16 protein-coding genes and 2 rRNA genes are annotated in these 19,738 nt (G+C 69.0%); 3 read left to right on the forward strand and 15 right to left on the reverse strand.

What is annotated here, in order from left to right:
* Positions 1–63 precede the first annotated feature (63 nt).
* From RIU97_RS17600 to RIU97_RS17620, 5 genes are all read right to left on the reverse strand, one after another.
* The gene (locus RIU97_RS17600; protein WP_404957839.1) at positions 64–1,731 is read right to left on the reverse strand and encodes a uroporphyrinogen-III synthase; all 1,668 of its coding nucleotides are present in this window, start codon (positions 1,729–1,731) and stop codon (positions 64–66) included.
* A complete protein-coding gene (gene hemC / locus RIU97_RS17605; protein WP_404957841.1) occupies positions 1,728–2,696 on the reverse strand; it encodes a hydroxymethylbilane synthase in 969 nt (322 codons plus the stop codon). Before hemC ends, RIU97_RS17600 begins: the two co-directional genes overlap by 4 nt.
* Complete coding sequence (locus RIU97_RS17610) at positions 2,693–4,441, reverse strand: glutamyl-tRNA reductase (protein ID WP_404957843.1); 1,749 nt, start codon at positions 4,439–4,441, stop codon at positions 2,693–2,695. The genes hemC and RIU97_RS17610 overlap by 4 nt, the downstream gene beginning before the upstream one ends.
* Positions 4,438–5,244 (reverse strand): redox-sensing transcriptional repressor Rex, encoded by an 807-nt coding sequence (locus RIU97_RS17615; RefSeq protein ID WP_404957845.1) that lies wholly within the window; start codon positions 5,242–5,244, stop codon positions 4,438–4,440. The genes RIU97_RS17610 and RIU97_RS17615 overlap by 4 nt, the downstream gene beginning before the upstream one ends.
* A 273-nt stretch (positions 5,245–5,517) precedes the next feature.
* Positions 5,518–5,796: a glutaredoxin family protein gene (locus RIU97_RS17620; protein WP_361768707.1), complete on the reverse strand. Its 279-nt coding sequence runs from the start codon at positions 5,794–5,796 to the stop codon at positions 5,518–5,520.
* Between the two features lie 80 nt (positions 5,797–5,876).
* Between RIU97_RS17620 and RIU97_RS17625 the strand changes: the two genes are divergently transcribed.
* The 3 genes from RIU97_RS17625 to RIU97_RS17635 all read left to right on the forward strand — a co-directional run bounded on the left by RIU97_RS17625 (position 5,877) and on the right by RIU97_RS17635 (position 9,465).
* Complete coding sequence (locus RIU97_RS17625; RefSeq protein WP_404957848.1) at positions 5,877–6,842, forward strand: HAD family hydrolase; 966 nt, start codon at positions 5,877–5,879, stop codon at positions 6,840–6,842.
* A gap of 363 nt (positions 6,843–7,205) precedes the next feature.
* Positions 7,206–8,021, forward strand: a complete 816-nt coding sequence (locus RIU97_RS17630; protein ID WP_388841127.1) for an ECF subfamily RNA polymerase sigma factor, BldN family — start codon at positions 7,206–7,208, stop codon at positions 8,019–8,021.
* Positions 8,022–8,256: 235 nt separating this feature from the next.
* A complete protein-coding gene (locus RIU97_RS17635; protein WP_404957850.1) occupies positions 8,257–9,465 on the forward strand; it encodes a DUF5667 domain-containing protein in 1,209 nt (402 codons plus the stop codon).
* Positions 9,466–9,516: 51 nt separating this feature from the next.
* Here the strand turns inward: RIU97_RS17635 and RIU97_RS17640 are convergent, their stop codons facing one another.
* The 10 genes from RIU97_RS17640 to RIU97_RS17685 form a co-directional block, all read right to left on the reverse strand.
* Complete coding sequence (locus tag RIU97_RS17640; RefSeq protein ID WP_404957852.1) at positions 9,517–10,506, reverse strand: lysophospholipid acyltransferase family protein; 990 nt, start codon at positions 10,504–10,506, stop codon at positions 9,517–9,519.
* On the reverse strand, positions 10,506–11,582 hold the full coding sequence (locus RIU97_RS17645) for an NAD-dependent epimerase/dehydratase family protein (protein WP_404957854.1): 1,077 nt from the start codon (positions 11,580–11,582) through the stop codon (positions 10,506–10,508). Before RIU97_RS17645 ends, RIU97_RS17640 begins: the two co-directional genes overlap by 1 nt.
* A gap of 95 nt (positions 11,583–11,677) precedes the next feature.
* On the reverse strand, positions 11,678–11,776 hold the full coding sequence (locus RIU97_RS17650; RefSeq protein ID WP_003948845.1) for a 30S ribosomal protein bS22: 99 nt from the start codon (positions 11,774–11,776) through the stop codon (positions 11,678–11,680).
* A gap of 121 nt (positions 11,777–11,897) precedes the next feature.
* Entirely contained in the window at positions 11,898–12,107 is a 210-nt protein-coding gene (locus RIU97_RS17655; RefSeq protein WP_008738568.1) for a helix-turn-helix domain-containing protein, read from the reverse strand.
* A 114-nt stretch (positions 12,108–12,221) separates the two neighbouring features.
* Entirely contained in the window at positions 12,222–13,052 is an 831-nt protein-coding gene (locus RIU97_RS17660) for a phosphatase (protein WP_404957858.1), read from the reverse strand.
* Positions 13,053–13,148: 96 nt separating this feature from the next.
* Entirely contained in the window at positions 13,149–14,318 is a 1,170-nt protein-coding gene (locus RIU97_RS17665) for an acetoin utilization protein AcuC (protein ID WP_404957860.1), read from the reverse strand.
* A complete protein-coding gene (locus RIU97_RS17670) occupies positions 14,269–15,483 on the reverse strand; it encodes an MFS transporter (RefSeq protein WP_404957862.1) in 1,215 nt (404 codons plus the stop codon). Before RIU97_RS17670 ends, RIU97_RS17665 begins: the two co-directional genes overlap by 50 nt.
* Positions 15,484–15,526: 43 nt before the next feature.
* A complete protein-coding gene (locus RIU97_RS17675) occupies positions 15,527–16,180 on the reverse strand; it encodes an HAD family hydrolase (protein WP_404957864.1) in 654 nt (217 codons plus the stop codon).
* A gap of 131 nt (positions 16,181–16,311) precedes the next feature.
* Positions 16,312–16,428 (reverse strand): 5S ribosomal RNA (gene rrf / locus RIU97_RS17680).
* A 76-nt stretch (positions 16,429–16,504) separates the two neighbouring features.
* Positions 16,505–19,627, reverse strand: a 23S ribosomal RNA gene (locus RIU97_RS17685).
* Between the last annotated feature and the right edge of the window lie 111 nt (positions 19,628–19,738).

Genomic DNA, 19,738 nt, shown 5'->3' on the forward strand with positions numbered 1-19,738 from the left:
AGCCCGACGCACCAGCGCCGAACCCCGCCCCCGTACTCGTACTCGTTCCCGCTCAGCCCACCCCTAGGTGGTACGACGACGCCGCGCCCCCGGCCGGCGCTCGCTCGGCCGGAACACCGTCTCGCCGGCCTCCTTGGCCGCCTCGCGCCGCGCCGCACCGTACTCGGCCAGCGCCTCCGCCAGCTTCGACACCGACGGCTCCGGGGACAGCACGTCCACGCGCAGCCCGTGCTCCTCCGCCGTCTTGGCCGTCGCCGGCCCGATACAGGCGATGACGGTCACGTTGTGCGGCTTCCCTGCGATGCCCACCAGATTCCGCACCGTCGACGACGACGTGAAGAGCACGGCGTCGAAACCGCCGCCCTTGATCGCCTCGCGCGTGTCCGCCGGCGGCGGCGACGCGCGCACGGTCCGGTAGGCCGTGACGTCGTCGACCTCCCACCCGAGCTCGATCAGCCCGGCGACCAGCGTCTCGGTCGCGATGTCGGCCCGCGGCAGGAACACGCGGTCGATCGGGTCGAAGACCGGGTCGTACGGCGGCCAGTCCTCCAGCAGTCCGGCCGCGGACTGCTCGCCGCTCGGCACCAGGTCCGGCTTCACGCCGAACTCCACGAGCGAGGCCGCGGTCTGCTCGCCCACGGCGGCGACCTTGATGCCCGCGAAGGCACGGGCGTCGAGCCCGTACTCCTCGAACTTCTCCCGCACCGCCTTCACGGCGTTCACGCTCGTGAAAGCGATCCACTCGTACCGGCCCGTCACCAGGCCCTTCACCGCGCGCTCCATCTGCTGCGGGGTGCGCGGCGGCTCCACGGCGATGGTCGGCACCTCGTGCGGTACCGCGCCGTACGAACGCAGCTGGTCGGAGAGCGAGGCGGCCTGCTCCTTGGTGCGCGGTACGAGCACCCGCCAGCCGAACAGCGGCTTCGACTCGAACCAGGCCAGGTCCTCGCGCCGCGCGGCGGCGCTGTGCTCACCGACCACGGCTATGACGGGGCGGGCGCCCTCGGGCGAGGGGAGCACCTTGCCCTGCTTGAACACCTGGGCGATCGTGCCCAGCGTCGCGGACCAGGTGCGCTGGCGCGTGGTGGTGCCGGCGACGGTCACCGTCAGCGGGGTGTCGGGCTTGCGCCCGGCGCTCACCAGCTCGGCGGCGGCCGCCGAGACGCTCTCCAGCGTCGCGGAGACGACGAGGATGCCGTCGCTCGCGCCGACCTCGCTCCAGCAGCGCGCCGAGGCGGTCTTCGCGTCGACGAACCGGACGTCCGCGCCCTGCTTGTCGCGCAGCGGGACACCGGCGTACGCGGGCACGCCCACCGCGGTCGCGACACCGGGCACCACCTCGAAGGGGATGCCGGCGGTGGCGCAGACGAGCATCTCCTCGGCCGCGTTGCCGTCGAGCCCGGGGTCGCCCGTGACGGCACGTACGACCCGCCTGCCGGAGCGTGCGGCCTCCATGACAAGATTGGCCGCGTCCCGGATCACCGGGACCCCGGCGGCTGCTGACACTTCGTCAGCAATCGTCAGCTGCGGCGTGTCGACACCCGCGCGCGCATGCGTCCGTACGACCTCGAGCACCTCGGGCTCCGCGATCAGTACGTCCGCGGCGGCGAGCGCCTCGACGGCGCGCAGCGTCAGCAGACCCGGGTCGCCCGGGCCGGCACCGAGGAAGGTGACGCGTCCGTGGGCGGCGACGGCCGGAAAAGCGGAGGTGGTCGGAATTGAGGGGTTCAAAGCGATCGCTCCCCCATCAGACCGGCCGCGCCCTTGGCCAGCATCTCGTCCGCGAGTTCGCGGCCGAGAGCCATGGCCTCGTCGTACGACTGGGGCACGGGACCGGTGGTGGACAGCTGCACCAGCGTCGAGCCGTCGAGGGTTCCGACGACGCCGCGCAGGCGCATTTCATTGACAATCTGGCCGTCGGCCAGCAGATCGGCGAACGCGCCCACGGGCGCGCTGCAGCCGGCCTCCAGGGCGGCGAGCAGAGAACGCTCGGCGGTCACGGCGGCCCGGGTGAACGGGTCGTCGAGTTCGCCGAGCGCGGCGATGAGGTCCGTATCGGACGCGAGGCACTCCACGGCGAGGGCGCCCTGGCCGGGGGCCGGCAGGACGTTGTCGACGGAGAGCAGGTCGGTCGCCTCGTCACCGCGACCGATCCGGTTGAGGCCGGCGGCCGCGAGCACGACGGCGTCGAGCTCGCCGTCGCGGACGAAGCCGATCCGGGTGTCGACGTTGCCGCGGATGGGCACCGTCTCGATCCGCTTGCCGAGCGACAGCGCCAGGTGGTTGAGCTGGGCCGTGCGCCGCGGCGACCCGGTGCCGATGCGGGCACCGTCGGGCAGCTGCTCGAAGGTCAGGCCGTCCCGCGCGACGAGCGCGTCCCGCGCGTCCTCGCGGCGCGGCATGGCCGCGATCACGAGGTCGTCGGGCTGCGCGGTCGGCAGGTCCTTCAGCGAGTGCACGGCGAAGTCGACCTCGCCCCGCAGCAGCGCGTCGCGCAGCGCGGTGACGAACACTCCCGTCCCGCCGATCTGCGCGAGGTGCTCGCGCGAGACGTCGCCGTAGGTCGTGATCTCCACGAGCTCGACGGGCCGGCCGGTGATCGCCCGTACCGCGTCGGCGACGTGCCCCGACTGGGACATGGCCAGCTTGCTCCGCCGCGTACCGAGCCGCAGCGGCTGGTCGGGACGTGTGTTCATGATGCCCGTCCTGGGTCGTCGTCGTTCATCGGATCGGCCGCGTCCGCCCGGCTGACGGAAGCAACCGTCTGAGGGTCGAGGTCGAAGAGTTCGCGCAGTGCCTCCGCGTACCCGGCGCCGCCGGGCTCGCTGGCGAGCTGCTTTACGCGCACGGTCGGCGCGTGGAGGAGCTTGTCGACGACGCGGCGCACGGTCTGGGTGACCTCGGCCCGCTGCCGTTCGTCGAGGTCGGGCACCCGCCCGTCGAGCCGCGCCACTTCCATGGCCACGACCTCGGCCGCCATGGCCCGCAGGGCGACGACGGTGGGCGTGATGTGCGCGGCCCGCTGTGCGGCCCCGAAGGCGGCCACTTCCTCCGCGACGATGCCGCGTACGGCGTCGACGTCGGCCGCCATGGGGGCGTCGGCGGAGGCCTCGGCCAGGCTTTCGATGTCGACGAGCCGCACGCCGGGGATCCGGTGCACGGCGGCATCGATGTCCCGGGGCATGGCCAGGTCGAGCAGCGCGAGCCGGACGGCCGTCGCGTCGGTCTGCGTACGGGTGCTCCGGCGCGGCTGCCGCTGCGCGGCGGCCTCGCCCTGGTCGGCCCAGGTCCCGTGCAGTTCGAGGGAGTTGGCGTCGACCCCGGTCAGCGCGGCCCGCCCGTCGGGCCCCACAGGGCAGCCGTCGGCCTCGACGGCGGCGGCCATGGTCCGCACGGCCCCGGCGTCGGCCAGGCGACCGCCGTCCCGGGCAGCGTCGACGAGCCGCGCGATGACGGCCGCGTCCACCCCGGCGGACACATCCGGCCCCGCCGATTCCAGCCCCGCCGGCGATTGAGGCGCGGGGGTCCGGGGGCGGAGCCCCTGGGAGGCCTGGGGCGCAGCCCCGGCCTCTTCCTGCTCCGCCGGCGCGAGCCCATCGGCGGCGCCCCGGGACACGGCGGCCAGCACGTCATCGGCGGTCAGCACCAGCCCGGTGGCACCCGTGCAGGACACCACCACGTCGACTCGTGTCAGCTCATCGGCGACACCGGCCATCGCGATGGCCGAAGCCGCCACACCCGTGCCTGAGGCAACCAGAATTTCGGCCAGCCGCTCCGCCCGATCGGCGGTCCGGTTCGCCACCACGATCTCCGCGACGCCGACCCGCGCCAGCGTCGCCGCGGCCAGCGAGGACATCGACCCGGCGCCGATCACCAGCGCCCGCTTCCCCGCGGCCCAGTCCGCCACCGGCACGCGCACGGCCAGCTGCTCCAGCCCGAAGGTCACCAGCGACTGGCCCGCGCGGTCGATCCCGGTCTCCGAGTGCGCCCGCTTGCCGACCCGCAGCGCCTGCTGGAACAGGTCGTTGATCAGCCGGCCGGCGGTGTGCAGCTCCTGCCCCAGCGCCAGCGCGTCCTTGATCTGGCCGAGGATCTGTCCCTCGCCCACGACCATCGAGTCCAGCCCGCACGCCACCGAGAACAGGTGGTGCACCGCCCGGTCCTCGTAGTGCACGTACAGGTACGGGGTGAGCTCTTCCAGAGCCACTCCGCTGTGCTGGGCCAGCAGCGTGGACAGCTCGGCCACACCCGCGTGGAACTTGTCCACGTCCGCGTACAGCTCGATCCGGTTGCACGTGGCGAGCACCGCGGCCTCGGTCGCGGGTTCCGCGGCGAGGGTGTCGTGCAGCAGCTTGATCTTGGCGTCCGCGGACAGCGAGGCCCGTTCCAGGACGCTCACGGGTGCGCTGCGGTGGCTCAGCCCTACGACGAGCAGACTCATGCCGGCATCACCGCCGGGTGGTCGCCCTCGGGGTTGCCCTTGCGCGCCTCGGCGGCCGCGCGGCCGGCCGGCGGCACGACGGCCGCGGCGGGGGCGGCGCCGCCCACGGAAGAGCCGCCGGCGGCAGCGGCGGCCGCTTCCTCGCCGGCCTTGCGCTGCTCGTGGAACGCCAGGATCTGGAGCTCGATGGAGAGGTCGACCTTGCGCACGTCCACGCCGTCGGGCACGGACAGCACGGTCGGCGCGAAGTTCAGGATGGAGGTGACCCCGGCCGCGATCAGCCGCTCGCTGACCTGCTGGGCGGCGCCGGCGGGCGTCGCGATGACCCCGATCGAGACGCCGTTCTCCGAGATGATCTTCTCCAGATCATCGGTGTGCTGCACGGACATGCCCGCGACCGGCTTGCCGGCCATCGCCGGGTCCGCGTCGATGAGGGCCGCGACACGGAAGCCGCGCGCGGAGAAGCCGCCGTAGTTGGCGAGCGCGGCGCCGAGGTTACCGATGCCGACGATGACGACCGGCCAGTCCTGCGTCAGGCCGAGCTCGCGGGAGATCTGGTAGACGAGGTATTCGACGTCGTAGCCGACGCCGCGGGTCCCGTAGGAACCGAGGTACGAGAAGTCCTTGCGCAGCTTCGCGGAGTTGACTCCGGCGGCGGCTGCGAGCTCCTCGGAGGACACCGTGGGCACCGATCGCTCGGAGAGCGCGGTGAGGGCACGCAAGTACAGCGGAAGCCGGGCGACAGTGGCCTCGGGAATACCTCGGCTGCGGGTCGCCGGTCGGTGAGTTCGGCCAGTTGCCACGATGCTCCTGCGGGATGAGCGGGGCTGCAGGCGGTCACTTGTCCCAAGACCGCCCCGTCGACAGCAGGCTATGCCTTTGTGAACGCGTGCACAAAGATTGTGTCCGCTTTGTCCGTGCAAAGTGACCGGGGTCACGCGGCCTCGGCACGGAAACCCGGAACCGGCCGCACGCCGAACCCGTTCAAATCCCAAAGGGGGCAAACCCGTGCACACTCCTCACAGATACGCCCCCGAGACCCCACAAATCGCCCATGATGGTAACCGGGAAGAGGGTCAGGCCTCCAAAGCCCGCCGGAGCCGGTCCGGGTTCACCCTCCAGAAGGTGTGCTGTTCGCCGTCGACGAGCACCACCGGGATCTGCTCCCAGTACAGGCGGTAGAGCTCCTCGTCCTGCGAGATGTCCTTCTTCTCCCACTGCGCTCCCGTCTCGGCGCAGACCTTCGCGACCACCTCCTCGGCGTCGTCGCACAGGTGACACCCGGGCTTCCCGACCAGCGTCACCATCCGCTCGCCGGGGCGCTTCTTTTCCTTACGGCGCAACAAAGGGCTCATGGCTTCATTCTCCCGAAGTGTTAACGCCTCCGTTTCCCATCGGTTCGGGAAGTACCGAACACAGTGGCTATGCTCGCCGCATGGCCGCTCTCGGATGGCTCACCCCTCGTAGACGCTCCGCAACCGCGCGGAGCGTGCTGGCAGGCGAGGCCTCGGCGGAGGCCGCCCGCAAGACGGCGCTGGCCGGAGCCGGGGCCGAAGCCGGGATCGAGGCACCCGCGGTCGAGGCGCCCGCGGAAGAGCCCCCGGCCGAGCCCGAGTTCCCCGTCGCCGGTGACGACCTCGCCGCCGCCTTCTTCGACCTCGACAACACCGTCATGCAGGGCGCCGCAATCTTCCACTTCGGCCGCGGCCTCTACAAGCGCGAGTTCTTCCAGCGCCGCGAACTCGCCCGCTTCGCCTGGCAGCAGGCCTGGTTCCGGCTCGCCGGGGTCGAGGACCCCGAGCACATGCAGGACGCCCGCGACAGCGCCCTGTCCATCGTCAAGGGCCACAAGGTCTCCGAGCTGATGGCCATCGGCGAGGAGATCTACGACGAGTACATGGCCGAGCGGATCTGGCCGGGCACCCGCGCCCTGGCCCAGGCCCACCTCGACGCCGGCCAGAAGGTGTGGCTGGTCACCGCCGCCCCCGTGGAGACGGCCACGATCATCGCCCGCAGGCTCGGCCTGACCGGCGCCCTGGGCACCGTCGCCGAGTCCGTCGACGGGGTCTACACCGGCCGCCTGGTCGGCGAGCCGCTGCACGGCCCCGCCAAGGCCGAGGCGGTCCGTGCCCTGGCCGCCGCCGAGGGGCTGGACCTCGAACGCTGCGCCGCGTACAGCGATTCGCACAACGACATCCCGATGCTGTCGCTGGTCGGACATCCGTACGCGATCAATCCGGACACAAAACTGCGCAAGCATGCCCGTACCAACGACTGGCGGCTGCGCGATTACCGGACCGGCCGCAAGGCCGTGAAGGTCGGCGTCCCGGCGGCCGCCGGCGTCGGCGCGATCGCGGGCGGCGCGGCCGCCGCCATCGCCCTGCACCGCCGCCGCAAGTAACAACGGCAGGCCCGGGCCCCGCCGCCCCCGCGCGCGGCGGGTCCCCCGATGCGCGCCCCCGGGCATTCGCTCACCTCTACCCGCGCTCCCGGCGCGGCACTCCGGCCTGCCCGACTCGGTCGCGGGCCCTCTTGGAAGCGTCCATTCCGCGTACCCAAGTGATCAAGAATCGATCATTAACAGCGCCTGAATATGCCCTCGACACGCAACAGAAGTGTCGGAACCGGTGATTTGAGCAACTGGGTGTAGCGCTGCCTGTACGAAGCGTTATTCTCCTCAAACGCATGCCACCGGCCATCTGTCGCCACGACGGGTGAACGGTCCCGCACTGCACGTGATGGAAGCTCTGCCTCTGGGAGTCCCGTGTACCCACCTGTCGGGGTTGACGCCTCGGGCCTGGCTCAGCTGCGCGCAACGGTCCTCGACCACCTGCGCGGCTTCGTCCCCACCGCGTACGCCGTCCCCGCCTTCGCCACCGCGGTCCCCGCCGGTATCGGCCCGGCCGGTCCTTGCTATGCCCTGACCGACGGCGGAGCGACGGTGGGCAGACGAGGCCGCGCGGCCGGGGGCTCGAACGGCGCCGCCGGCACGAGCACCCAGGCCACCCCCCGCCGCCCCACGGCGGACAGCGACCAGGCCCGCATGATGGACCTGGTCGAACGAGCCCAGGCGGGCGAGGCCGACGCCTTCGGCCGCCTCTACGACCAGTACAGCGACACGGTCTACCGCTACATCTACTACCGGGTGGGAGGGAAGGCGACCGCGGAGGACCTCACCAGCGAGACGTTCCTGCGCGCGCTGCGCCGCATCTCCACCTTCACCTGGCAGGGCCGCGACTTCGGGGCCTGGCTCGTGACGATCGCCCGCAACCTGGTGGCGGACCACTTCAAGTCCAGCCGCTTCCGGCTGGAGGTCACCACCGGAGAGATGCTCGACGCGAACGAGGTCGAGCGCAGCCCCGAGGACTCCGTCCTGGAGTCCCTCTCCAATGCGGCCCTGCTGGAGGCCGTGCGCAAGCTCAATCCGCAGCAGCAGGAGTGCGTGACCCTGCGCTTCCTGCAGGGCCTCTCGGTCGCCGAGACGGCCCGGGTCATGGGAAAGAACGAAGGAGCCATCAAGACGCTCCAGTACCGGGCGGTCCGCACCCTGGCCCGCCTCCTCCCGGACGACGCCCGCTGACCCCCTCATAAATCAACACAACCTCACATACATCCGGTGACCCCTCGATGACGCTGTGGTCCGATCATCCTTCGTCCGTAACCCAAGTGCCGCGACGCTCGTTGTGCGGAATGCAGACTCCCTGTGGACATGCCCTGCCCGAAGCCGCTCACCCGAAAGTGTGGATGTGCTCAAGGAAGGCAACCTTCCGGACACCTTGGGGAGTCGATCGTCATGACGAGAGGAGGTGCCGCCAGTGATCGCGAACGTGACTCCGCACCGGCGGGCGAACGCCTTCGCCCAGGCCCTGGAGGATCGGACCCCGTCCGACCCTTCGGAACCGGACCCGGCGGCCGAGCAGTCCGAGGCACCTGCCGAACCTGCCGACCACGACCGGTTGTTGGCCCTGGCGAGCGTGCTCGGCGAAAGAATGCCGCGCCCGGTGCTGGACCCCGAGGTCAAGGTGGTGCAGCGAGCCCAGCTCGTTGCCGCCATGGAGGCCATGGTGTTGGAAGAGAGGGCCGGGGGCGGTGCCGCCTCGGACCCTCAAGTGCCCGAGCAGCGGACCGGCCGCGGCGCCCACCGGGCGACCCCGCTCCGGAAATTGCGGCCCCGCTCCCGCTGGTCCAAGGGCATCGCAGCGGGCGGCCTCACCGTGGGTGTGGCCGCGGGGGCCTTCAGCGGAGTGGCCGCTGCCAGTTCCGACGCCCTGCCCGGTGACCACCTCTACCCCGTGAAGCGGGGCATGGAGGACCTGAAGCTGGGGATGGCCGACGACGACGCGGACCGGGGCGAGCTCTATCTCGACCAGGCCTCGAACCGTCTGTCGGAAGCCCGCAGGCTGATGGAACGGGACCGGCTGGGCGACCTGGACCACGAGTCCCTGGGCGCGATCCGCCGCGCCCTGGCCGGCGTGAAGCACGACGCGGAGGAGGGCCACCGGCTCCTCCAGGCGGCGTACGAACGGGACGGCTCGCTCGGCCCGATCCAGAAGCTGTCGTCGTTCTCCCGCTCCCACCGCGACACGTGGGGCAAGCTCCGCGAGAGGCTCCCGGCACAGCTCACGGACGTGGGCGGTGAGGTGGAGTCGGTCTTCCAGGCCATAGACGAAGACGTGGCGCCGCTGCAGAGCCTGCTCCCCAAGCCACCGGAGCAGACCCGCGGCACCGGCACGCCCCCCGGCAGCTCCTCGCACAAGCCGGGCACTCCCAGCGGAGCGCAGCAGTCCGCCCCGGCCGCGGGGACGCCCTCCGGCAGCCCCGCGCCGTCCCCCTCGGGCAGCACCCGGCCACCGGCCGGCGGCGGCCTCCTGGGCGGTACGGGCGACCTGCTCAACCCGCCCGCGGGACAGTCGGCCCCGCCCCCCTCGGGCACCCCCGAGCAGGCCAGGCCGGACATCACCCTCCCGCCCCTCCTCCCGGGCATCCTCCCGGGCCTGGGTCTGGGCGCGGAGGACGCGGAGTAGAGGAAAGGCGGGGCTGCGCGAGCGGCCCCGCCTCCATCCTCCGGCGGCGGGTCAGAAGAAGACGGACCGCCGCTGCACCAGCAGCTTGTACAGCGTGTGCTGAATCTGCTCCCGCACCTGATCCGTCAGGTTGAACATCAGCATCGGGTCCTCCGCCGCCTCGGCCGCATAGCCCTCGGTGGGAATCGGCTCGCCGAACTGGATCGTCCACTTCGTCGGCAACGGCACCGCCCCCAACGGCCCCAGCCACGGAAACGTCGGCGTGATCGGGAAGTACGGGACTCCCAGCAGCCGGGCGAGGGTCTTCGCGTTGCCGACCATGGGGTAGATCTCCTCCGCCCCCACGATCGAGCAGGGCACGATCGGCGTCCCCGCCCGCAGCGCCGTGGACACGAACCCGCCCCGGCCGAACCGCTGCAGCTTGTACCGGTCCCCGAACGGCTTCCCTATCCCCTTGAAGCCCTCCGGCATCACACCGACGAGTTCCCCGGCCTCCAGCAGCCGCTGCGCGTCCTCCGCGCACGCCAGGGTGTGCCCCGCCTTCCTGGCCAGCTCGTTGACCACCGGCAGCATGAACACCAGGTCGGCCGCCAGCAGCCGCAGGTGACGCTGTGCCGGGTGGCGGTCGTGCACGGCGACCTGGAGCATCAGCCCGTCCAGCGGCAGCGTCCCGGAGTGGTTGGCCACGATGAGCGCGCCACCCTCCGCCGGGATGTTCTCGATGCCCCTGACCTCGACCCGGAAGTACTTGTCGTACAACGGCCGCATCAGGGACATCAGGACCTGGTCCGTCAGTTCCTCGTCGTAGCCGAACTCGTCGACCTCGTAGTCCCCGGTGATCCGCCGCCGCAGGAAGGCCAGCCCGCCCGCGATCCGCCGGTCCCAGCCGTCACCGCGCTCCGCCGGACCCGGCTCGGGAGCCGGCTCGGGAACGAACGGCTCCTGCTCCACCGGCTCGGGAGCGGACACCGCACGCACCCGGCGGGGGATCCGCCGGCGCGGCCGGTCCTCGTCGAACGGAATGACCTTGGCGTCCGCCACTATCGCTTCGCTCCTTCAACCGCGTCGGCATCGACATCGGGCCCGTCTGCCCCCAGCATGGCCGCCATCCGGTCCACGGCCCGCCCGACCCGCTCCGGCGGCAGCAGCCCGCTCCCCCGGCTCCGCGCGAAGTCCGCGAAGGTCTCGGCGGTCGTGTAGAGCGGCTCGAAACCGAGGACTTCCCGCATCTGCGTGGTCTCCACGACCCGGCCGTGCGTGAGCAGCCTCATCTGCTCCGCCGAGAAGTCGGTGACCCCGACCGCCCGCAGCGCGGAACCCACCCACGTCAGCGCGGGCAGCAGCAGCGGCATCGTGGGCCGCCCCAACCGCCGCGAACACTGCGACAGCAGCAGCACGCCGTCACCGGCGATGTTGAAGGTCCCGCTGTTCAGCGTGCCGCGTCTGGGCTCCTGTGCGGCGAGCCGCAGTACGTCGAGCACGTCGTCCTCGTGCACGAACTGCAGCCGCGGGTCGTAGCCCAGCACGGTCGGCATCACCGGGATCGAGAAGAACTCGGCGAGGGCCGAGTCCGCGAAGGGCCCCAGGATGTTCGCGAACCGCAGCACGCACACCGCGACGTCCGGCCGCCTGCGCGCGAAGCCGCGCACGTATCCCTCGACCTCGGCGGCGTCCTTGGCGAAGCCGCCCGCGGGCAGCGATTTCGGTTCCGTGGTCTCGGTGAAGACGGCCGGATCCCGGGAGGTGCCCCCGTACACGCTGGTACTGGACTTCACCACGAGCCGTCGTACCGTCGGCGACTTCTGGCAGGCCCCGAGGAGCTGCATCGTCCCGATGACGTTCGTTTCCTTGACGGCGCTGCGCGCGCCGCCGACGCCCGCGGCGCCCCCGGTGACCGCCAAGTGGACCACCGTGTCCACGGCGTGCTCGGCGAGCACGCGGGCGATCGCCGACTGTCTGATGTCCGTACGGACGAACTCGGCCGATCCGAGCCGGTGCGGCGGTGTCACCGCGTCCACCGCGATCACCCGCTCGACCTCCGGGTCACGCTGGATCCGGCGCACGAAGCGGCCGCCCAACTGCCGGGCTGCCCCGGTGACGAGTACGACCTTCCCCACGAGCTCAGCGCCTCCCTCGTAGAAGTCCCCCGGCTGCACCGCAGCCCCTCCACCAGGATGGTGGAGGGGCTGCGGAGAACACGTACAGCTGCCGTTTACTTCTTGTTACGGCGCTGGACGCGGGTGCGCTTGAGCAGCTTGCGGTGCTTCTTCTTAGCCATCCGCTTGCGCCGCTTCTTGATAACAGAGCCCACGACTACCCTCGCTCACTTCTCTTCATTCGGTGCGGGGCGTCGGGGCCCACACGACCTACGTCGGCCTAGCCTACCGTCCCGAGCTCTGAGCTTGTAATCCGAGGGCGTGCCGGGGTCAGTCTCAGGCCGACTCCACCCCCACATAGGACTCTCGGAGGTACTCGTGGACCGCGTTTTCGGGGACCCGGAAGGACCGGCCCACCCGGATTGCGGGCAGATGACCGTTGTGCACCAGCCGGTACACGGTCATCTTCGACACTCGCATCACCGAGGCAACCTCCGCCACGGTCAGGAACTGAACCTCGCTGAGAGGCCTCTCGCCAGCAGCCATGACACACCTTGACCTTCCGCGCATGACGGGCACCGGCTTCCCCTCCGGTTACTCCTCGTCGTCGCACGCTCACTCCCCAGAGTAGGGGCGCGTGATACGAGTGGGGAAGAGGAGCTACGGCCACTCCTGCCGCCCCGTCAGACTCGCCCGGCCGAGCACGTAGCGCGTAAGCGGTCGGTAGTAGTCCGCTCGCACCCCGTCATCAAGTGGAACGGCCACCGAGACCCGCCCCTCGGCCTCCCCGACGAACAGCGCGGGATCGTCCGTGTCCGCCAGCCCGATCGCCTCCACACCGAGCTGACCTGCGCCGCAGACCCAACCGTGGTCCCCCACGACCAGCTCCGGCAGCGGCCCACCGGCCTCCGCGAGGGCCCCCAGCGCGATCCGAACCGGCAGGGGTGAATGGGTGTGCACGCCGGTCGCACTCCCCGGCACCCGCACGCCGGGTTCCCGCACCAGCGCGACCCCCCGTACGTATTCGATGCGGTACGTGCGTACGCCGAACCGGGTCGCCATGTCGACACTCACCCCCTGCGCCGGGGTGAGGACAACACATCCCGCCGCCGACATCGCCTCGGCCAAACCGGCGTAGAAGCCCAGGAGCCGGTGCGGGTGACCGGTCCCGAACAGCACGGGCGACCGCGCCTGCGCCGCCTCCCGCAGCCGCCCCGCGAAGGCCTCCAGCGCGGCCACCGTCCGCTCAGGGTCGATCACGTCCGGCCCGCTGACGTGCGCCGGGTCCGCCGAGACGCCGCACTTGTCCGCCATCAGCCTCAGCAGGTCACCCTCGCCCCAGCCCCACTCCGGATCCAGCCCCAGCATCACCCGCGGATCGCGCGCCGCGAACAGCCGGTAACTGCGCAGGCTCTCCTCCCGGGAGGTGGCGACGGGCCCGGCCAACCGGGCGGCCAGCAGATGCGCACGCAGCGCGCCGGTGCTCAACACCCTCCGATGCTGCCCCCAACACATCTGGCAGGTTATCAATTCCGGCGAACAGCCCCACAGTTGGCGTAACGATGCGGCAAGGTCACCCCGGAGGGGTCAGGTCAGCATTCCGCGCAGCGGGAAGACCGCCCGCCGGGTGGCGAGAACGGCTTGATCCGTGCGGTCCGCCGGGTCGTACCCCGCGTCCCAGTCCCGCCACGACGGCGTCCGCCCGTCCGTCATCCGGGCCGGCGCCAACTGACGCGTCCGCGCGTACACCTCGTCCCGCCACGACGCCGGGACGGCGGTCTCCGGGTCCACCGGCCGGTGCGCGGCGATCGCCACCAGGTGCGTCCACGACCGCGGTACGACGTCCACCACCGCGTACCCGCCGCCGCCCAGCGCCAGCCAGCTGCCGTCCGCGTACTCGTGCGCGAGCCGGTGACAGGACTCCTGGACGGCCCGCTGGGCGTCCAGGGACACCGCCAGGTGGGCGAGGGGGTCCTCGAAGTGCGTATCGGCCCCGTGCTGGGTCACCAGCACCTGCGGCCGGAAGTCCGCCAGCAGCTCCGGCACGACGGCGTGGAAGGCCCGCAGCCACCCCTCGTCCCCGGTCCCGGCGGGCAGCGCGATGTTCACCGCCGACCCCTCGGCCGCCGGCCCCCCGGTCTCCTCGGGCCAGCCGGTCTGGGGGAACAGCGTCCGCGGATGCTCGTGCACCGAGATCGTCAGCACCCGCGGGTCGTCCCAGAAGGCCGCCTGCACGCCGTCCCCGTGATGGACGTCCACATCCACGTAGGCGACCCGCTCGGCCCCCAGCTCCAGCAGCCGGGCGATCGCCAGCGACGCGTCGTTGTAGACGCAGAAACCGGCCGCCCCGCCCGGCATGGCGTGGTGCAGCCCGCCCGCGAAGTTCACCGCGTGCTCGGCATCCCCGCTCCAGAGCGCCTCCGCGCCCGCCACGGACTGCCCGGCGATCAGCGCCGACGCCTCGTGCATGCCGCGGAAGGCCGGGTCGTCCATGGTGCCCAGCCCGTACGACCCGTCGGCGATCCCCGGGTCCGCGGACACCTCGCGCACCGCGGCGACGTAGTCCTCCCGGTGGACCAGCCGCAGCGTCGAGTCGCCGGCCGCCGGCGCCGCCCGTACCTCCAGCGCCCGGTCCAGCCCGAAGGCGCGCACCAGGCCCATGGTCAGCGCCAGGCGCACCGGGTCCATCGGATGGCTCGGTCCGAAGTCATACCTCGTTACCGCCTCGTCCCACATCAACAACCCGCGGCCGCTCATGCCGGACACCGTATCGGGCGCCGTCGGAGCCGAACGAGCGGGCGTAGAAGAGCGTCACCAGCACCAGCGCCATCGGCACCAGCATCGCGCCCCGGTAGCTCCAGGCGTCACCGATCCCGCCGACAAGCGGCGACCCGATCAGGAAACCGACGTAGTTGAAGATGTTGAGCCGGGCGATGGCGGTGTCGGAACCGCCCGGGAAGAGCCTGCCCGCGGCGGCGAAGGTCTGCGGCACGATCACGCACAGCCCGATCCCCAGCAGGGTGAAGCCGAGCATCCCCACCCACGCCCCCGGCGCGGACGCGACGACGGCGAAGCCGGCGGCGGCGACCAGCGACCCGCCCCGCACCACGGCCGCGGCCCCGAACCGGCGCACGCCCAGGTCCCCGACGGCCCGCCCGATGAGGGTGGTCACCATGTAGACGTTGTAGGGGACGGTCGCCATCTGCTCCGAGCTCCCGAGCACGTCCTGGAGGTACTTGGCACTCCAGTTCGCCACCGTCGAGTCACCGATGTACGCGCACGCCATCACCAGGCACAGCGGCAGCAGCAGCTTGAAGCCGCCACTGCCCAGCCCCTTCTCCTGCACCTCCCCCGCGCCCGTCCCGTCCACGTAGCGCCGGCTCAGCAGCAGCACCAGCGGCACCAGCACGACCACGGCCGGCAGATAGCCGGTGAACAGGCTCAGGTGCCAGTGCGCCCCCGCCCACGCGGCGGACGCGCCCAAGATCCCGCCGAGGCTGTACGCGGCGTGGAAGCCGAGCATGATGCTGCGCCCGTACGCCCGCTGCAGGCTGACCCCGAGCATGTTCATCGAGGCGTCCAGCGCACCCACCGACAGCCCGAACGCCCCCAGGGCCACCGCCACGTGCCACATCTGGCTGCCGGTCCCGACGCCCAGCAGGGACAGCAGCACGAGCGGCTGCGCCCACCGCAGTACGGCGCTGGGCGGGACCCGCTTCACCAGGTGCTCGGTGGCCACGCTCGCCACGCCGGCGAGGATCGGCACGGCGGCGAGGAAGGCGGGCAGCAGCCCGTCGGATATCCCGTACCGGTCCTGGATGGCCGGGATCCGGGTCACGAGCAGCGCGAAGGCCACGCCCTGCGCGAAGAAGCTGAACCCCAGAGCGCCCCGGCCGCGCCGCAGCCGCACATCATCCGTCATGGCGCGTCAGCGTAGGCCCCGGGGCTACCCGTGGGTAGAGCGATCACACGGGGAGTTGGAGGAGCAGCGGGACCTGCATCATGTCCCCGAAGTACCCGGTGGCCCCGGGCAGCTCGTCCGCGGGCAGCATCGCGGTGTACGCGTACACGTCCATCCCGGCGGCCACGGCGGCCTGGATCCCGCGGGGGCTGTCCTCGATGACGACGCACCGCGCGGGCTCGACGCCCATCTGCCGTGCCGCGTGCAGGAACAGATCGGGTGCCGGCTTGCCCTGGCCCACGTCCTCGGAGCTGAAGATCCACTCCTCCTCGAACCAGCCGTCGATCCCCGCCGCCAGGTGCCCGGCCCTGATCCGCTCGTGGCTCCCGGAGGAAGCCAGGCAGTATCCGACCCCGCTGGCGGTCAGCGCCCCGAGCACGTCCTCGATGCCGGCGACCGGCTTCAGCTCCCGCTCGAACGCGGTGACGGTCCGCGCGACCAGCGTCGCGTCGAAGCCCGCGGGCAGCCGCTCCCCGGTCCGTTCGAGAACGAGGTCGTGCACCCGGTGCACGGCGGCCCCCATGTAGTCGCGGAGCGAGTCCTCGTACGTGGTCGGGTGCCCCAGCTCGGTCAAGTACCCGGCGAGGACGCTGTTTGCGAGCGGCTCACTGTCCACCAGCACGCCGTCGTTGTCGAAGATGACGAGGTCATAGCCCATACCCCAACCCTACGAGCCGTCAGCACCGATGCCTCTGGAACCCATGCCGGGCATCCGACGGATTCTGGCTCGGAACGCAGAAAAGCCCCGCACCGGACCCGAAGGTCTGGTGCGGGGCTTCCGCAATGATTGTTCGGCGGCGTCCTACTCTCCCACAGGGTCCCCCCTGCAGTACCATCGGCGCTGAAAGGCTTAGCTTCCGGGTTCGGAATGTAACCGGGCGTTTCCCTAACGCTATGACCACCGAAACACTATGAAATTTGAACGCTGGCATGAACACAGCTGTTCGTTATTTCAGAACTAACACAGTGGACGCGAGCAACTGAGGACAAGCCCTCGGCCTATTAGTACCAGTCAGCTTCACCCGTTACCGGGCTTCCACATCTGGCCTATCAACCCAGTCGTCTACTGGGAGCCTTACCCTCTCAAGGAGGTGGGAATACTCATCTTGAAGCAGGCTTCCCGCTTAGATGCTTTCAGCGGTTATCCCTCCCGAACGTAGCCAACCAGCCATGCCCTTGGCAGGACAACTGGCACACCAGAGGTTCGTCCGTCCCGGTCCTCTCGTACTAGGGACAGCCCTTCTCAATATTCCTACGCGCACAGCGGATAGGGACCGAACTGTCTCACGACGTTCTAAACCCAGCTCGCGTACCGCTTTAATGGGCGAACAGCCCAACCCTTGGGACCGACTCCAGCCCCAGGATGCGACGAGCCGACATCGAGGTGCCAAACCATCCCGTCGATATGGACTCTTGGGGAAGATCAGCCTGTTATCCCCGGGGTACCTTTTATCCGTTGAGCGACGGCGCTTCCACAAGCCACCGCCGGATCACTAGTCCCGACTTTCGTCCCTGCTCGACCCGTCGGTCTCACAGTCAAGCTCCCTTGTGCACTTACACTCAACACCTGATTGCCAACCAGGCTGAGGGAACCTTTGGGCGCCTCCGTTACCCTTTGGGAGGCAACCGCCCCAGTTAAACTACCCATCAGACACTGTCCCTGATCCGGATCACGGACCGAGGTTAGACATCCAGCACGACCAGAGTGGTATTTCAACGATGACTCCACCCCAACTGGCGTTGAGGTTTCACAGTCTCCCACCTATCCTACACAAGCCGAACCGAACACCAATATCAAACTGTAGTAAAGGTCCCGGGGTCTTTCCGTCCTGCTGCGCGAAACGAGCATCTTTACTCGTAGTGCAATTTCACCGGGCCTATGGTTGAGACAGTCGAGAAGTCGTTACGCCATTCGTGCAGGTCGGAACTTACCCGACAAGGAATTTCGCTACCTTAGGATGGTTATAGTTACCACCGCCGTTTACTGGCGCTTAAGTTCTCAGCTTCGCACGCCCGAAAGCGCACTAACCGGTCCCCTTAACGTTCCAGCACCGGGCAGGCGTCAGTCCGTATACATCGCCTTACGGCTTCGCACGGACCTGTGTTTTTAGTAAACAGTCGCTTCTCGCTGGTCTCTGCGGCCACCCCCAGCTCACGGAGTAAATCCGATCACCAGTGATGGCCCCCCTTCTCCCGAAGTTACGGGGGCATTTTGCCGAGTTCCTTAACCATAGTTCACCCGAACGCCTCGGTATTCTCTACCTGACCACCTGAGTCGGTTTAGGGTACGGGCCGCCATGAAACTCGCTAGAGGCTTTTCTCGACAGCATAGGATCATCCACTTCACCACAATCGGCTCGGCATCAGGTCTCAGCCTTAATGAGGGACGGATTTGCCTACCCCTCGGCCTACACCCTTACCCCGGGACAACCACCGCCCGGGCTGGACTACCTTCCTGCGTCACCCCATCGCTTACCTACTACAAGTCTGGTTCGTCGGCTCCACCACTTTCCTTTCCCCGAAGGGTCCGGAACGGCTTCACGGACTTAGCATCGCCTGATTCGATATTGGGCGTTTCAAAGCGGGTACCGGAATATCAACCGGTTGTCCATCGACTACGCCTGTCGGCCTCGCCTTAGGTCCCGACTTACCCTGGGCAGATCAGCTTGACCCAGGAACCCTTAGTCAATCGGCGCACACGTTTCTCACGTGTGTATCGCTACTCATGCCTGCATTCTCACTCGTGAACCGTCCACAACTAGCTTCCGCTGCTGCTTCACCCGGCACACGACGCTCCCCTACCCATCACAGCGGGCGTTGGCCCTATTGCTGCAATGACACGACTTCGGCGGTACGCTTGAGCCCCGCTACATTGTCGGCGCGGAATCACTTGACCAGTGAGCTATTACGCACTCTTTCAAGGGTGGCTGCTTCTAAGCCAACCTCCTGGTTGTCTCTGCGACTCCACATCCTTTCCCACTTAGCGTACGCTTAGGGGCCTTAGTCGATGCTCTGGGCTGTTTCCCTCTCGACCATGGAGCTTATCCCCCACAGTCTCACTGCCGTGCTCTCACTTACCGGCATTCGGAGTTTGGCTAAGGTCAGTAACCCGGTAGGGCCCATCGCCTATCCAGTGCTCTACCTCCGGCAAGAAACACACGACGCTGCACCTAAATGCATTTCGGGGAGAACCAGCTATCACGGAGTTTGATTGGCCTTTCACCCCTAACCACAGGTCATCCCCCAGGTTTTCAACCCTGGTGGGTTCGGTCCTCCACGAAGTCTTACCTCCGCTTCAACCTGCCCATGGCTAGATCACTCCGCTTCGGGTCTAGAGCGTGCAACTCAATCGCCCTATTCGGACTCGCTTTCGCTACGGCTTCCCCACACGGGTTAACCTCGCTACACACCGCTAACTCGCAGGCTCATTCTTCAAAAGGCACGCAGTCACGACCGTTGTTCCGAAGAACAACGGCGACGCTCCCACGGCTTGTAGGCACACGGTTTCAGGTACTATTTCACTCCGCTCCCGCGGTACTTTTCACCATTCCCTCACGGTACTATCCGCTATCGGTCACCAGGGAATATTTAGGCTTAGCGGGTGGTCCCGCCAGATTCACACGGGATTTCTCGGGCCCCGTGCTACTTGGGAGATGAGCAAGCAAGCCGCTGATGTTTCGTCTACGGGGGTCTTACCCTCTACGCCGGACCTTTCGCATGTCCTTCGACTACATCAACGGTTTCTGACTCGCCGACCGGCCGGCAGACCGATCAAGCTCATTCCCACAACCCCGCATGCGCAACCCCTGCCGGGTATCACACGCATACGGTTTGGCCTCATCCGGTTTCGCTCGCCACTACTCCCGGAATCACGGTTGTTTTCTCTTCCTGAGGGTACTGAGATGTTTCACTTCCCCTCGTTCCCTCCACATGCCCTATGTGTTCAGGCATGGGTGACAGCCCATGACGACTGCCGGGTTTCCCCATTCGGACACCCCCGGATCAAAGCTCAGTTGGCAGCTCCCCGGGGCCTATCGCGGCCTCTCACGTCCTTCATCGGTTCCTGGTGCCAAGGCATCCACCGTGCGCCCTTAAAAACTTGGCCACAGATGCTCGCGTCCACTGTGTAGTTCTCAAACAACGACCAGCCACCCATCACCCTGCTCCACTCGGGAACAAGTTCACTGGGGCCGGCACTGAAGACATGACCTTACGG

Origin of the sequence: Streptomyces sp. 147326, from assembly GCF_045000215.1 — a bacterium.
Lineage (GTDB): Bacteria > Actinomycetota > Actinomycetes > Streptomycetales > Streptomycetaceae > Streptomyces.

What these genes read in the sequence shown, in the direction of transcription:
- hemC (WP_404957841.1), bottom strand. Translation starts at nt 2,696, where the DNA reads ATGAACACACGTCCCGACCAGCCGCTGCGGCTCGGTACGCGGCGGAGC.
- RIU97_RS17610 (WP_404957843.1), bottom strand. Translation starts at nt 4,441, where the DNA reads ATGAGTCTGCTCGTCGTAGGGCTGAGCCACCGCAGCGCACCCGTGAGC.
- RIU97_RS17620 (WP_361768707.1), bottom strand. Translation starts at nt 5,796, where the DNA reads ATGAGCCCTTTGTTGCGCCGTAAGGAAAAGAAGCGCCCCGGCGAGCGG.
- RIU97_RS17625 (WP_404957848.1), top strand. Translation starts at nt 5,877, where the DNA reads ATGGCCGCTCTCGGATGGCTCACCCCTCGTAGACGCTCCGCAACCGCG.
- RIU97_RS17655 (WP_008738568.1), bottom strand. Translation starts at nt 12,107, where the DNA reads ATGGCTGCTGGCGAGAGGCCTCTCAGCGAGGTTCAGTTCCTGACCGTG.
- RIU97_RS17665 (WP_404957860.1), bottom strand. Translation starts at nt 14,318, where the DNA reads ATGAGCGGCCGCGGGTTGTTGATGTGGGACGAGGCGGTAACGAGGTAT.
- RIU97_RS17670 (WP_404957862.1), bottom strand. Translation starts at nt 15,483, where the DNA reads ATGACGGATGATGTGCGGCTGCGGCGCGGCCGGGGCGCTCTGGGGTTC.
- RIU97_RS17675 (WP_404957864.1), bottom strand. Translation starts at nt 16,180, where the DNA reads ATGGGCTATGACCTCGTCATCTTCGACAACGACGGCGTGCTGGTGGAC.